The organism is Streptomyces sp. NPDC058457 (genome assembly GCF_042720695.1).
Classification (GTDB): domain Bacteria; phylum Actinomycetota; class Actinomycetes; order Streptomycetales; family Streptomycetaceae; genus Streptomyces.
The window spans coordinates 1-13,779 of the sequence record NZ_JBHXLU010000092.1; the positions used below are offsets into that span (position 1 = coordinate 1).

11 protein-coding genes are annotated in these 13,779 nt (G+C 72.6%); 6 read left to right on the forward strand and 5 right to left on the reverse strand.

Translation table 11 applies throughout. The features are described from left to right. The first annotated feature begins 189 nt into the window (after positions 1-189). From ACFWPS_RS43560 to ACFWPS_RS43580, 5 genes are all read left to right on the forward strand, one after another. Positions 190-2,181, forward strand: a complete 1,992-nt coding sequence (locus ACFWPS_RS43560; protein WP_383716847.1) for an Ig-like domain repeat protein — start codon at positions 190-192, stop codon at positions 2,179-2,181. 77 nt (positions 2,182-2,258) lie between these two features. Next, complete coding sequence (locus tag ACFWPS_RS43565; protein WP_383716850.1) at positions 2,259-3,173, forward strand: sortase; 915 nt, start codon at positions 2,259-2,261, stop codon at positions 3,171-3,173. Positions 3,174-3,250: 77 nt separating this feature from the next. Then, entirely contained in the window at positions 3,251-4,072 is an 822-nt protein-coding gene (pstB, locus tag ACFWPS_RS43570; RefSeq protein WP_383716944.1) for a phosphate ABC transporter ATP-binding protein PstB, read from the forward strand. 535 nt (positions 4,073-4,607) lie between these two features. Further along, complete coding sequence (locus ACFWPS_RS43575; protein ID WP_383716854.1) at positions 4,608-4,889, forward strand: hypothetical protein; 282 nt, start codon at positions 4,608-4,610, stop codon at positions 4,887-4,889. 131 nt (positions 4,890-5,020) lie between these two features. After that, complete coding sequence (locus ACFWPS_RS43580) at positions 5,021-6,820, forward strand: phosphatidylglycerol lysyltransferase domain-containing protein (protein ID WP_383716856.1); 1,800 nt, start codon at positions 5,021-5,023, stop codon at positions 6,818-6,820. Between the two features lie 33 nt (positions 6,821-6,853). On the opposite strand, the gene ACFWPS_RS43585 is transcribed toward ACFWPS_RS43580, so the two are convergent. The 5 genes from ACFWPS_RS43585 to ACFWPS_RS43605 all read right to left on the reverse strand — a co-directional run bounded on the left by ACFWPS_RS43585 (position 6,854) and on the right by ACFWPS_RS43605 (position 12,483). Then, the gene (locus ACFWPS_RS43585) at positions 6,854-8,122 is read right to left on the reverse strand and encodes an ArgE/DapE family deacylase (RefSeq protein ID WP_383716859.1); all 1,269 of its coding nucleotides are present in this window, start codon (positions 8,120-8,122) and stop codon (positions 6,854-6,856) included. A 103-nt stretch (positions 8,123-8,225) separates the two neighbouring features. Further along, positions 8,226-9,644, reverse strand: coding sequence for an ATP-binding protein (locus ACFWPS_RS43590; protein ID WP_383716947.1), 1,419 nt, complete (start codon positions 9,642-9,644; stop codon positions 8,226-8,228). Positions 9,645-9,719: 75 nt separating this feature from the next. Beyond that, entirely contained in the window at positions 9,720-10,460 is a 741-nt protein-coding gene (locus tag ACFWPS_RS43595) for a response regulator transcription factor (RefSeq protein WP_383716862.1), read from the reverse strand. Between the two features lie 320 nt (positions 10,461-10,780). Continuing rightward, on the reverse strand, positions 10,781-11,377 hold the full coding sequence (locus tag ACFWPS_RS43600; protein ID WP_383716865.1) for an FMN reductase: 597 nt from the start codon (positions 11,375-11,377) through the stop codon (positions 10,781-10,783). Continuing rightward, complete coding sequence (locus tag ACFWPS_RS43605; protein WP_383716869.1) at positions 11,374-12,483, reverse strand: LLM class flavin-dependent oxidoreductase; 1,110 nt, start codon at positions 12,481-12,483, stop codon at positions 11,374-11,376. Before ACFWPS_RS43605 ends, ACFWPS_RS43600 begins: the two co-directional genes overlap by 4 nt. Before the next feature lie 211 nt (positions 12,484-12,694). Here ACFWPS_RS43605 and ACFWPS_RS43610 point away from each other — a divergent pair, with 211 nt between their 5' ends. Continuing rightward, the gene (locus ACFWPS_RS43610; protein WP_383716872.1) at positions 12,695-13,726 is read left to right on the forward strand and encodes a thaumatin family protein; all 1,032 of its coding nucleotides are present in this window, start codon (positions 12,695-12,697) and stop codon (positions 13,724-13,726) included. Positions 13,727-13,779 lie beyond the last annotated feature (53 nt).

A 13,779-nucleotide genomic window follows, 5' to 3' on the forward strand; every position in this document is an offset into this window, starting at 1 on the left:
GCCCCCCCCCGGGGCCCCCCCCAAAACAAAAACACCCCCCCCGCCCCCGGGGGGGGCCCCCCCGCGACCCCCCGCCCCCCCCCCCCGCGCCCCCCCCCCCCCACCGCGGGGGGGGCCGCCCGGCCCGCACCACCCTGCCAGATCCTCTGGCAACCACCCAGCTAGCTAGCTCTTGTCAGGAGACTCTCGATGCGCAGAATGCGCTCTTCGGCGGCGTTCGTCGCCGCTGCCGTGGTGGCCGGCGGCATCGCCCTCGCCAGCCCGGCGGTCGCCGACCCGGACGCCGGTGCCTTCCGCCAGCTGGTCGGCGTGGGCTCGGACACCACGCAGGACGTGCTGAACGCCCTGGCCGGTGACACCGTCAACGGCACCAGCTACTCCGCCACCGCGGTGAAGTCGGCGAACGGCGCGGGCATCGCGTCGTACGACGCGATCGAGCCCGGCACCGGCTCCACCACCTCCTCCATCAAGACCCGCACGGACGGCCCGTCCTTCCTGCGCCCGAACGGCTCCGGCAACGGCCGTCTCGCCCTCAGCGAGGCCCTGACCGGCGACAAGTTCCCGACCAGCGCCGGTGTCTCCATCAGCGGCCAGGTCGACTTCGCCCGTTCCTCCGGCGGCCCGTCCGTCTCCGGCACCGCGCTGACCTACATCCCGATGGCGCGGGACGCGGTCGGCGTCGCGGTCAAGGGCTCGGCCCTGGACACGCTGACCGTGGACCAGCTGCACGACATCTACTCGGGCACGCTCACCACGGTGAACGGCCAGACGGTGCACCCGCGGATCCCGCAGTCCGGCTCCGGCACCCGCAAGTTCTTCCTCGCGGCGATCGGCCTGACCGACGCGACGCTCTCCCCGAGCGTCACCACCGTCCAGGAGAACCAGGCCAACCCGGCCCTCACCGAGGACGGCGCGCTCGTCCCGTTCTCCGTCGGCTCCTGGATCGCCCAGAACAACGGCATCTCCCCCGACTACAGCAAGACGGCGGCCGCGGCCGGCGGTCACCTGGCCGCCGTCCAGCTGCCCGGCGACACCGGCGCCACCAGCCCGGTCACCACGGTGAACGGCAAGCTTGCCCCGGTCAACGCCTACTACGAGAACTCGACCTTCGGCCGCGACGTCTACAACGTCGTCCCGAGCCGCGCGATCGACACCGGCAGCATCTTCTTCGACAAGGACCTGTACGACGTCTTCGTCACCAGCGGCAGCCACAGCGCCGAGCTGGCGTCGGACGCCGCCGAGTCGGTCATCTCCAAGTTCGGCTTCGTCAACGAGTCCTACAACGGCTCCATCTCGGTGGCCAAGCACGCCAAGCTCGGCGGCCTGGAGGAGTCCGGCGTCGACGCCTCGGTGCCCGGCGCCCCCACGGTGAAGGCCTCCGTCGGCGACGCGAGCCTGAAGCTGTCCTGGACCGCCCCGTCCGCCACCGCGCTGCCGGTCACCGACTACCGGATCACCCTGACCGACGCGGACGGCGGCGTCGTCGCCGTCAAGGACGTCGCTGCCACCGCCACGTCGTACTCCTTCACCGGCCTGACCAACGGCACCTACACCGCCACGGTCACCGCCGACAACCTCAACGGCACCGGTGCCGCGGCCACCTGGACCGGCGCGGTCAAGTACGCGAGCAAGACGGTGGCCACCACCGCGACCACCGCCTACGGCAAGACCCCGAAGGTCGTCGTCACCGTCACCGACACGCACAGCGTCGCGCCGACCGGCAAGGTCACCGTCAAGGACGGCACCACCGTCCTCGGCACCGGCACCCTGGACTCGTCCGGCAAGGTCACCATCGGCCTGTCGAACCACCTCAAGGTCGCCACCCACTCCCTGTCGGTCTCCTACGCGGGCAGCTCCAGCCTGAACGCGTCCTCGACGACCGTCTCCCTGAAGATCACCAAGGCGACGGCGTCGGTCTCCACCTCCGCCCCGACCTCGGTGAGCCACACCGCCAAGGCCAAGGTCACCGTCAAGGTCACCGCGACCGGCACCACCCCGACCGGCACCGTCCGCATCTACCAGGGCACCAAGGTCATCGCGACCGGCACCCTGAGCAGCGGCAAGGTCGTCGTCACCCTGCCGAAGCTGGCCAAGGGCAAGCACACCCTGCACGCCTTCTACGTCGGCTCCTCGACCGTGAACTCGAAGACCGGCGCCAACTTCACCATCACCTCCAAGTGACCGTCTGACGGGCCCGCCGGGAGCCTCGTACGGCTCCCGGCGGCCCCTCACTCATTCTTCGAAGGAGGCGGGCCGCCATGACCGTCGCCGTACCGACACCGAAAACCCTGGCTCCGGCCGTGCCCCGCAGGCCCGTCCGCAGCCTCACCTTCGTCCGCCACCTCTCGCGCGGCGGACTGCTCAGCCTCGCCGCCCTGCTGCTCGGCATCACCGCCCAGCTGCTGGTGTTCAGCGGCGCCCAGGAACACTCCGCCCAGCACGCCGACTTCGACCAGCTCCGCGAGCAACTCGCCCTGGGCACCGCCCCGGTGGCCCAGACCGGGCAGGACGGCAAGCTGCTGGCACCCGGCACGCCGGTCGCGCTCATCCAGGTGCCGAAGCTGGGCCTGAGCCAGGTCGTCCTGGAGGGCACCGACTCCTCCGTCATGACCGACGGCCCCGGGCACCGCCGGGACACCCCGATGCCCGGCCAGGCCGGCACCAGCGTGCTGATGGGGCGGGCAGGGGCGTACGGCGGCCCGTTCGGCGAGCTCTCCGGGCTCGCCACCGGCGACACGTTCACCGTGACCACCGGCCAGGGCAAGGCGAAGTTCCAGGTCATCGACGTACGGCGGGCCGGCGACCCGGCGCCGACGGCGCTGGCCTCGGGCAAGAGCCGGCTGGTCCTCATCACCGCCACCGGCCCCAGGTACATACCCTCCGGGGTGCTGCGTGTCGACGCCGACCTGGTCTCCGACACGTTCCAGACCCCGTCCGCCGTGATCCGGGCCGGCACCCTGCCGGCCTCCGAGGAGCCGCTGGCCCGCCCCTCCGGGGTGCCGTGGCCGCTGGTGATGTGGCTGCAGGCGCTGCTCCTCACCGCCGTGGCCGCCGTCTGGACCTGGCACCGCTGGGGCCGCCACCAGACGTGGATCGTCTTCGCCCCGGTCGTCGCGGTGCTCGGCCTCCAGGTCGCGACGCGGACCACCGAACTGCTGCCGAACCTGCTGTGACCCAGGTGACCGAGGTGATCAAAGTGACTGAAGTGACTGACGTAACTGAAATGACCGAGACAGCCGGGACAGCCGAGATGACCGACACCGCCGTACTCCCCGCCGCCGTGGTGGACGGGCCCGCCCCCGCCACCCTCGACGCCCGCGCCGTCTCCGCCTGGTTCGGCTCCCACCAGGTGCTCAGCCAGGTGTCGCTGACCATGCCCGCGGGCGAGGTGACCGCGCTGATCGGCCCGTCCGGCTGCGGCAAGTCGACGTTCCTGCGCACCCTCAACCGGATGCACGAGCTGATCCCCTCCGCGCAGTTCGGCGGTGAGGTGCTCTTCGAGGGCGAGGACATCTACGACCCGTCCTGGCGGCTGACCGACGCCCGCCGCAGGATCGGCATGGTCTTCCAGAAGCCGAACCCGTTCCCGGCGATGTCGATCTACGACAACGTGGTGGCGGGTCTGAAACTGACCGGCACGAAGGTGAACCGCCGGGAGAGGGACGTCCTGGTCGAGGAGTCCCTGACCCGCGCCGGCCTGTGGAAGGAGGTCCGCGACCGACTCCGCCAGCCCGGCGGCGCCCTCTCCGGCGGCCAGCAGCAGCGCCTGTGCATCGCGCGGGCCCTCGCGGTCCGCCCCCGGGTCCTCCTCATGGACGAGCCGTGCTCGGCCCTGGACCCCACCTCCACCCGCCGCGTCGAGGAGACCATCCAGGACCTGGCCGGCCAGGTCACGATCGTCATCGTCACCCACAACATGCAGCAGGCGGCCCGCGTCTCCCAGCAGTGCGCGTTCTTCCTGGCCGAGCAGGGCACCCCGGGCGGCATCGTCGAGCACGGCGCCACGGACGCCGTCTTCAACTCCCCCCAGGACCAGCGCACGGCCGACTACGTGGCGGGCCGGTTCGGCTGAGCCCGGCCGGCGGTGGGCCGGCGGGCGCGGAACAGCCCCTGGCGCGCCCTCACCGTCCCATCGCCGTCAGAGCCGTCAGAGCTCCGCCATTACCGTCCCATCGCCGTCAGAGCCGTCAGAGCTCCGCCGTCACCGTCCCATCGCCGTCAGAGCCGTCACGGCACCGCATTCGCCGTACGTCGCCTCACAGCCGTCACGTCGCCGTATTGCCGTCACGTCGCCGTCATCGCCGTCCGGTCGCCGTGTTCGCCGTCCGGTCGCCGTGTTCGTCATCACGTCGCCGTCATCTCGGCGCACGCCGCGTCGTCACCCGTGTGGGCCACGGTGGAGCGCGCCGGACACGGCGGCGGCCCGCTGACCCGCTTGTCCGCCCGGTCCCCAGCCGCCCGCACGGCCCCCGCAGCTCCGGGCGAGGAGCCCGCTGCCGCCCCCATGTCCTCGTTGACGCGAACATGCACGTCCCGAGCCCGGCCGGACCCTACGTATTGTAGGTTCCCCATCGGCCACGGCGGCTCGTCAGCTCACGGGGGTACACATGCAGGGCACGGACACGCAGGAGGCGCGGCGCAGCCTCGCCCCCACGGTGGCGGTGCTGGTGGCGAGCCTGGTGGTCGCGGCGGTGGGTGTGTACGAGCTGTCCGGCTTCGGGCTGCACAGCCTGGACCGGCGCCCGCATCTGTTCAGCGACGGGCTGGCGACCGGTGGGGTGATCGTCGCGGCGGTGGCTGCCGGGGCGGCGATCGGCAACCTGGCGTGGATGCTGGCGGCCCGGCGGCGGGCGGAGCGGGAGCGGGTGCAGGCCCCCGCAGGTCCGTAAGAGGCGGTGCGCCCTTTCACACCGTTTTCCGTACCGAGGCGGATCCCCACCCCACCTCCCACAGTTACCTTACAGACTGTAGGGTCAGCCCTTCGTCAACCCGCTCCCCGTCCCCAAGGTGACCGGTCCCCATGCCCGCACAGCTGTCGACCCTGATCCCGCCCCGTGTGTCCGCCGCCCTACGCGCCCCCACAGGCGCATCCGGCGGCGCCCTGCGCAGGCGGGCCGCCGACTTCACCGTCTGGTACCTGCGTGTGATCGCCGTACTGAACATAGTGGCGGTGATGTCGCTCCCCTTCCGCCAGGAGGTCGACGAGCACAACAACGGCCGTCTCACCCTGCACCTGCACCGGCAGCACGCGCACCACTCCGGCCAGTTCTTCACCCCGTACCTGGCCACGGCGGGCCTGGTCTCGGCCGCCCTCGCCATCTTCTTCGTCCTGGTGATGCGCCGCCGAAAGCGCGCGGCCTGGGTGGTCAACGTTCTCCTGTCCACCCCGCTCTTCGCCCTCTACGTCCTCGCGCTCACCCAGCACGAGTACCGCGCCCACGTCTTCAACTGGGTCTCCGCCGCCGTCACCGGCCTCTTCCTGGCCGCGCTGCTGATCAGCCGCCGGGAGTTCAACGCGGTCGGCGACCCGTCGAACCCGAAGACGGCGCTGGCGGTGGGGGTCGGCGGCATCCTGGTGACCGGCGGCCTGGGCACGCTCCTCGTCCACGCCACGAACAAGATCCCGGGCGCCACCCTCACCGACGAGATCGCCTACACCCTCCTCCGGGGCGTCAGCGTCGGCCCGCTCGCCGACCACGTCACCGCGGTCCACGCCCCCCGCTGGACCGACATCGTCGTCAACGTGCTGCTCGCGGCCGCCTTCTGCCTGGTCCTGTACGCGGGTTTCCGCTCCCCGCGCGGCCGCCGCCTGCTCAGCACGGAGGACGAGTCGAAGCTGAGGTGCCTGCTGGACAAGCACGGCGCCCGCGACTCCCTCGGCTACTTCGCCCTGCGCCGCGACAAGATGGCGATCTTCTCGCCCACCGGCAAGGCGGCGGTCACCTACCGTGTCGTCGGCGGCGTCAGCCTCGCCTCGGGCGACCCGATCGGCGACCCGGAGGCCTGGCCCGGCGCGATCGACGCATGGCTGACGGAGGCGCGGCGCCACGCGTGGACGCCGGCCGTCATGGGCGCGAGCGAGGAGGCGGGCACCGTCTACGCCCGCCACGGCCTGGACGCCCTGGAACTCGGCGACGAGGCGATCGTCGACATCGCCGACTTCACCCTGGAGGGGCGGGCGATGCGCGTCGTCCGCCAGGCCCACAACCGCGTCCGCCGAGCCGGTTACACCGTCCGTATCCGCCGCCACGAGGACATCCCGCCCGAGGAGATGGCGACCCTGATCGACCGGGCCGACCACTGGCGCGACGGCGCCACCGAACGCGGCTTCTCCATGGCCCTGGGCCGCCTCGGCGACCCCGCCGACGGCCGCTGCGTGATGCTGGAGTGCCGGGACGCGAACGACGTCCCACGCGCCCTCCTCAGCTTCGTCCCCTGGGGCGAGCAGGGCCTCTCCCTGGACCTGATGCGCCGCGACCGCGACTCGGAGAACGGCCTGATGGAGTTCATGGTCGTAGAACTTCTCCTCAGGGCGGCGGAGTTGAAGGTGGACCGTGTCTCCCTGAACTTCGCGATGTTCCGCTCGGTCTTCGACCGCGGCTCCCGCCTCGGCGCGGGCCCGGTCCTCCGCCTCTGGCACGCGACCCTGACGTTCTTCTCCCGCTGGTGGCAGATCGAGTCCCTGTACCGGGCGAACGCCAAGTACCGCCCTGTGTGGGAGCCCCGCTACATCCTCTTCACGAAGAGCAGCGACCTCCCCCGCATCGGCCTGGCGAGCGCCCGCGCGGAGGGGTTCCTCACGGTTCCCTGGGGGTCCTGACCGAGCCCCTGACCGGGCAGGGTGCCCCGGCCCCTACCCGACCCCCACCGTCCGCAGCACCGTCACCACCAGTGTCCGGGCCACCGCCATCACCTCTGCCACCGACAGCCGCTCCTGCGCGCTGTGCGCCACCCGGACGTCCCCCGGCCCGTACTGGAGCGTCGGGATCCCGGCCCCGGCGTACAGCCGCAGGTCGCTGCCGTAGGGCGCCCCGCGCTCCCGGGGCCGGGACGCCCAGCCGTTGGCGTCCGTGCACGCGTCCCGGACCACCGCCGCCAGCGGATGCCCCTCCTTCAGCCGCCCGCTCGCGAACTGCCCGCCCGGCCAGGTCACCGTCGCCGGGTGCTCCCGCAACCACGGGTCGGCCGCGCACACCTGCGCCACGCACCGCTCCAGCTCGGCCCGCGCGGCCGCCGGTTCCTCGCCCAGCCGGACCCCCAGCCGGCCCTCGGCGGTCAGCAGGTCCGGCACGCTGCTCGCCCAGTCGCCGGCGTGCAGGGTGCCGACCGAGAGGGCGTACGGGATCGGGTACTCGGCCATCAGGGGCGAGGGGTCGAGGTTGCGGGCCCGCTCCAGGTCGGCCAGCGCCCGGTGGATCGCCAGGTATCCGTCGATCGCGCTCACCCCGGCATCCCGCGAACTGGCGTGTGCCGCCTTGCCCGGCACGGAGAGCCGGAACGTCAGCGCCCCCGCGTTGGCCGTGACGAGCGTCCCGGCGGTCGGCTCGGTGATCACGCAGGCGTCGCCGTCGTACCCCCTGCGCAGGGTCCCGAACGCCCCCAGCCCGCCGTCCTCCTCCCCCACCACGAAGTGCACCGCCACCCGCCCCCGCAGCCGCACCCCGGCCGCCCGGATCGCGGCCAGCGCGGCGAGGTGCGCCACCAGACCGGCCTTCATGTCACAGGCCCCGCGCCCGTGCACGACATCGCCCGTCACCCTCGGCACGAACGGATCTCCCTGCCAGGCGGCCGGATCCCCCGGCGGTACGACGTCCACGTGCCCCTGGAGGATCAGCGTCGGCCCGTCGCCGCCGCCGGGCGTCCGCCCGACCAGGCCCCACGCCTCGTCCCGCGCCACCTCCATGCCCGGAAACCCCGGGTCGGCGAGCAGCGCCGGCAGGTCCATGGACCACAGGTCGACATCGAGGCCGAGGCGTTCCAGCCGGCCGGCCAGCAGATGCTGGAGCTCGGACTCCGCCGGGCTCCCGGTCACGCTCGGCACCGCCATCAGTTCCAGCAGGCTCCGGCCGACGGCCGCCTCGTCGACGCAGCCGAGGGCCGCGGCCTCCTGATCGGTCAGCATGAGTTCCTCCCCGCAGTCACCCGATGCCCTGATCATCACCCCGCCGCCGGGGATGCGTCACCACCCGGGTCGGCATGCGGTGTGCGGGCCCGGGCCGGGTGGTTCAGCCGCGCCGCAGCCCGCCCACGATCCCCCCGCCCACCGTGAACCCGATCACCGCGCCGCCGCCCTCGCGGCGGAAGGCGAAGGGGGCGCCGCCGTGGGCCATGGCGACCTCGCGGACGATGGAGAGGCCGAGGCCGGAGCCGGGGAGGGAGCGGGCGTCGGCGGCGCGGTAGAAGCGGTCGAAGATCCGGATCAGGTCGCCCTCGGCGATACCGGGGCCGCGGTCGAGGACCTCGACGCGGACCGTGCCCGGCCGGGCCGGGCCGGTGACGCTGATCTCGATGGGGGCCTTGCCGTCCCGGTCGAACTTGGCCGCGTTCTCGACGAGGTTGGAGACGGCCCGCTGGAGCATCCCCGGGCGGCCGTCGGTGGTCGTGTCGCCGGCGGCGCGGAGGACGATCTCGCGGCCGGTCCGGCGCCGGGCCAGCCCCGCCACGTCCTCCGCGATGTCGGCCAGGTCCAGGTGCTGCGGGGGCTCGTTGTCGGACTGCCCGGCGGCGAGGTCGACCAGCTCGTTGACCAGGTCGGTCAGCTCGCGCGCCTCCTGGCCGAGGTCGGCGACGAGTTCGTCACGGGTCGCGGGCGGGAGTTCGTCGATCCGGCGGAGCAGGGAGATGTTGGTACGCAGCGAGGTCAGCGGGGTGCGGAGCTCGTGGCCCGCGTCCTGGACCAGGCGCCGCTGGTCCTCCTCCGACTGGGCGAGGCGGCCCAGCATCCGGTCGAAGGCGCGGCCCAGCCTGCCCACCTCGTCCAGTCCCGTCACCGGCACCTGGATGCCGAGCTGCCGGGTACGGGCCACGTCCTCGGCGGCCGAGGTGAGGATCACCAGCCGGCGGGTGATCCGCCGGGCCAGCCACCAGCCGAACAGGCCTGCGGCCACCACCACGGCCGACATCAGCAGCAGCGTCCGCTGCTGGAGCGCCTGCAGCAGGTCCTCGGTGTCGCTGAACTCCTGCGCCACCTGCACCGCGCCCCGCCCGCCGCCGAGCGAGACCGTGGCGATCCGGAACAGGTCCTCGCCGGCCTGGACGTCCTTGTGCTGGACCGTCTTCCCGGCCTGCGCGGCGGTGGCGGCCGCCCGGTCCGCGTCCGTGACGGGCAGCACCGGGCTGCCGCGGTCGACGATCTCGCCCTGCGCGCCGAGTACCTGGACGTCGGTGCGCGCGGGCCGGACCAGATCATGGCCGGGCTGGGACGAGGAGAACTCCTCCGGCGCCATCCTGTGCTGCTTGACCTCGTCCTGGACGTCGGAGACGACCTGCGTGAACACCGACTGCTGGTCGACGCGGACCAGCCGGGCGGCGGCGTTGTACGACAGGATGCCGACGACGATCGTGACGGCGGCGGTGATCGCCGCGAAGGAGACGACGAAGGTGGTGCGCAGGGAGACGAGCTTGGGCCGGCGCCGGGCCAGCATCCGCCTGAGCCGCTTGGGCAGCCCGGGCCGCCCGGGCCGCTCCGGCTGCTCCGGCCGCTTGAGGCGGCGGCCCACTCAGTCCTCCCGCAGCACGTAACCCACGCCCCGGACGGTGTGGATCAGCTGCGGGGCGCCCGGCTCGTCGAGCTTGCGGCGCAGGTAGCCGACGTAGACGGCGAGGTTCTTGGAGCCGGGGCCGAAGTCGTAGCCCCAGATGCGGTCGTAGATCGTGGAGTGGTCGAGGACGATGCCCGCGTTCCGCGCGAGCAGCTCAAGGAGCTCGAACTCGGTGCGGGTGAGCTCCAGCTCGCGCTTGCCGCGCCAGGCCCGGCGGGCCTGGAGGTCCATCCGCAGTCCGGCCGCCTCGACCTGCCGGTCGGAGACCTGCGGCTCCCGGCCGGGCTCGGCGGCGACACCGCCGCCGGCGCTACCGCCGCCGGTGGTCACGGGCAGGGTGCGGCGCAGCAGTGCCCGCAGCCGGGCGAAGACCTCTTCGACGTCGAAGGGCTTGACGACGTAGTCGTCGGCGCCGGCGTCCAGGCCCGCGATCCGGTCGGCGGTCTCGACCAGCGCGGTCAGCATGAGGATCGGGGTACGGTCCCCTTCCGCCCGCAGGACGCGGCAGACCTGGAGGCCGTCGATGCCGGGCATCATCACGTCCAGGAGGAGGACGTCGGGGCTGGTGCGGTGGGCGTGCGCCAAGGCCTCCACACCGTCAGCGACCGCCGTCACCTCATATCCCTCCAGGGTGAGGGCCCGCTCCAGGGCGTGGCGGATGGCACGGTCGTCTTCGGCGAGCAGCACAGTCTGGGGCACGTCCCCAGTCTGCCAAGGCCTCCGGCGGTTCTGCCGTGGTGAGCGGGCCTACGATCACCCTTTTTACCTGCCTCTCACCGTCACAGAGGCAACCGGGCGCCGCGATTCGGGTGCGGGTGGGTGGGGGCCGCGGTCGTTCGGGTGCGGGTGCGCGGGGGCTGGTCGCGCAGTTCCCCGCGCCCCTGAAGGGGCGCCATAGCTGCGGGCAGGCGTGCCGCAGGGCGGCACGGGTGGGCGCTGGGGGTCCCCCCGGCCGAAGGCTGGGGGAGGCACCCGGCAAGCGCCGGTGAGCGTCCCCACCCCCCGGCCCCAGCCCCGGCTCAGCTCGCAGCCAGCCTCGCCAGCTGCTCCGCGAAGGGGACGACCGGCAGAGCCTCGGGCTCCTCCCGCCCGGCCCCGCTCAGCCCCTGCATCAACCCCGCCAGCTCCCCCGCCGCCCGCTCGACCCGGCCCTCCAGCCCCTCCGCGCCCCAGTCCTCCGACGCCGCGTACACGCCCGTCGGCACGACCACCGCCCGCAGGTACGCGAACATCGGCCGCAGCGCGTGCTCCAGCACCAGCGAGTGCCGTGCCGTACCCCCGGTCGCCGCGATCAGCACCGGCTTCCCCGCCAGCGCGTCCTTGTCGAGCACGTCGAAGAACGACTTGAACAGCCCGCTGTAGGAGGCCGTGAACACCGGCGTGACCGCGATCAGGCCGTCCGCCCCGGTCACCGCATCCAGGGCCGCCGCGAGCCTGCGCCCGGGGAACCCGTTCGTGAAGTTGTGCGCGATCTCGACCGCGAGGTCGCGCAGCTCCACCACCTCGACCTCGACCCGGGCCTGGGCCTGCCGGCCCACGGCCGCGGCCAGCCGGTCCGCCAGCAGCCGGGTGGACGACGGCACGCTCAGCCCCGCCGAGACGACGACGAGCTTCATGCCCCGACCTCCTTCTTGTCCGAAGCCTTCTCCTGCGCGGCGGCGGCGACCAGCGACGCGTGCGTCGGCGCCTCGGGAACGTCCGCCGGACGGCCCTTCGCGAACTCCTTGCGCAGGACGGGGACGACCTCCTCGCCGAGCATGTCGAGCTGCTCCAGGACCGTCTTCAGCGGCAGCCCCGCGTGGTCCATCAGGAACAGCTGGCGCTGGTAGTCGCCCGCGTACTCGCGGAAGCCCAGCGTCTTCTCGATCACCTGCTGCGGCGAGCCCACCGTGAGCGGGGTCTGGTCGGTGAAGTCCTCCAGCGAGGGCCCGTGCCCGTAGACCGGCGCGTTGTCGAAGTACGGCCGGAACTCACGGACGGCGTCCTGCGAGTTCTTCCGCATGAACACCTGGCCGCCCAGGCCGACGATCGCCTGCTCGGGCGTTCCGTGCCCGTAGTGCGCGAACCGCTTCCGGTAGAAGTCGACCATCCGCTTGGTGTGGTCGGCGGGCCAGAAGATGTTGTTGTGGAAGAAGCCGTCGCCGTAGTAGGCGGCCTGCTCCGCTATCTCGGGCGAGCGGATCGAGCCGTGCCAGACGAACGGCGGTACGTCGTCCATCGGCCGCGGGGTGGAGGTGAAGCCCTGCAGCGGTGTGCGGAACTTGCCCTCCCAGTCGACGACGTCCTCGCGCCACAGCCGGCGCAGCAGGGCGTAGTTCTCGACGGCGAGGTTGATGCCCTCGCGGATGTCCTGCCCGAACCAGGGGTAGACCGGCCCGGTGTTGCCGCGGCCCATCATCAGGTCCACCCGGCCGTCGGCCAGGTGCTGGAGCATCGCGAAGTCCTCGGCGATCTTCACCGGGTCGTTGGTGGTGATGAGGGTGGTGGAGGTGGAGAGGATCAGCTTCTCCGTCTGCGCGGCGACGTAACCGAGCATGGTGGTCGGCGACGACGGCACGAACGGCGGGTTGTGGTGCTCACCCGTCGCGAACACGTCCAGGCCGACCTCCTCGGCCTTCAGCGCGATCGCGACCATCGCCTTGATGCGCTCCCGCTCGCTCGGCGTCCGCCCCGTGGTGGGGTCCGGCGTGACGTCGCCGACCGTGAAGATCCCGAACTGCATGCTCGCTCACCCTCCAGGTTGTTTACGATTCAACTATACCCACAGAACGAGACCCCGCCGCCACCTATTCCCCACGCCCGCCGACCCGACTGCTGCCCGGCTCCCGCCCGGTCGCCGCCGGCAGCCACCCCGTTTCCGTTATCCCGCCGCAACCGTCCGGGTCTCCGCTACGACAGCCCACGCCCGTGGGAACGGACAGGAGCCCCGTGACATGCAGCACCACCGCCGCCGCCGACCCCGCCGGTACTCCGGCCTCGCCGCCACCGCCGCCGTAGTCCTCACCTGCCTCGCCCTGGTGACCGGCGTGGTGCTGGCCCGTATGCAGACGGGCCCGGCATCGGACCGGCGCACCACCACCGCCGAGCCGGCGGTCACACCCCGTACGACGACCGCCGCCACCCCCCTCGCCGGCCCCTCCGGGAAGCCGTCACCGTCCGGCTCGGCCTCGGCCTCGGCGACCCCGCACGCCCGCACCTCGCCCTCGGCCAAGGCCTCGCCCACCCGCACCGCCCAGCAGCCGACGACCGCCGCCAAGGCCCCCGGCAAACGCACCATCACCCTCGTGAACCGGCTCGACCAGACCATCTGGCCGGCCATCGCCGCCGACCCGAAGCACCCGGTCGAGGCCACCGGCTGGGTCCTGCGCCCCGGTGCCAGCCTCAGCTTCACCATCCCCGACCACTGGGACGTCCGGCTCTGGGCCCGTACCGGCTGCTCCTTCGACGCCGCCGGCGACGGGGACTGCCTGACCGGCGGCTGCGGCCACTTCCAGTGCGGCTCGACCTGGGGAGAATTCCCCTCCACCCTCGCCGAGTTCAACCTGAACGCCTGGAACGGCATGGACTTCTACGACGTCAGCCTGGTCGAGGGCAACAACCTGCCGATGTGGATCAACAGTTACGGCGGCACGTCGAAGGACAGGATCGACGCCAACGGGTGCTCCGCCGCGGGCTGCACCCGGGACGCCAACGCGACCTGCCCCGCCAAGCTGCAGCGCGTCCGCGACGGCCACGTCGTCGCGTGCCTGAGCGCCTGCCTGGTCTTCAACACCGACAAGACCTGCTGCACCGGCGCCTACGCGGCCCGTCCCCAGTGCGTCCCGTCCTCCTGGCCGGTCGACTCCGCCGCCGTCTTCAAGGCGGCCGAGCCCTTCGCCTACTCCTACGTCAACGACGACGCGACCAGCGTGCTCACCTGCTCAGGAGAGTGCGGCTACCGCGTCACCTGGGGCGTGAGCCCATGATCCGGGACGACCCGGGAACGCCCCGGGGCTGACCCGGAGGGGGCCGGTGCCGA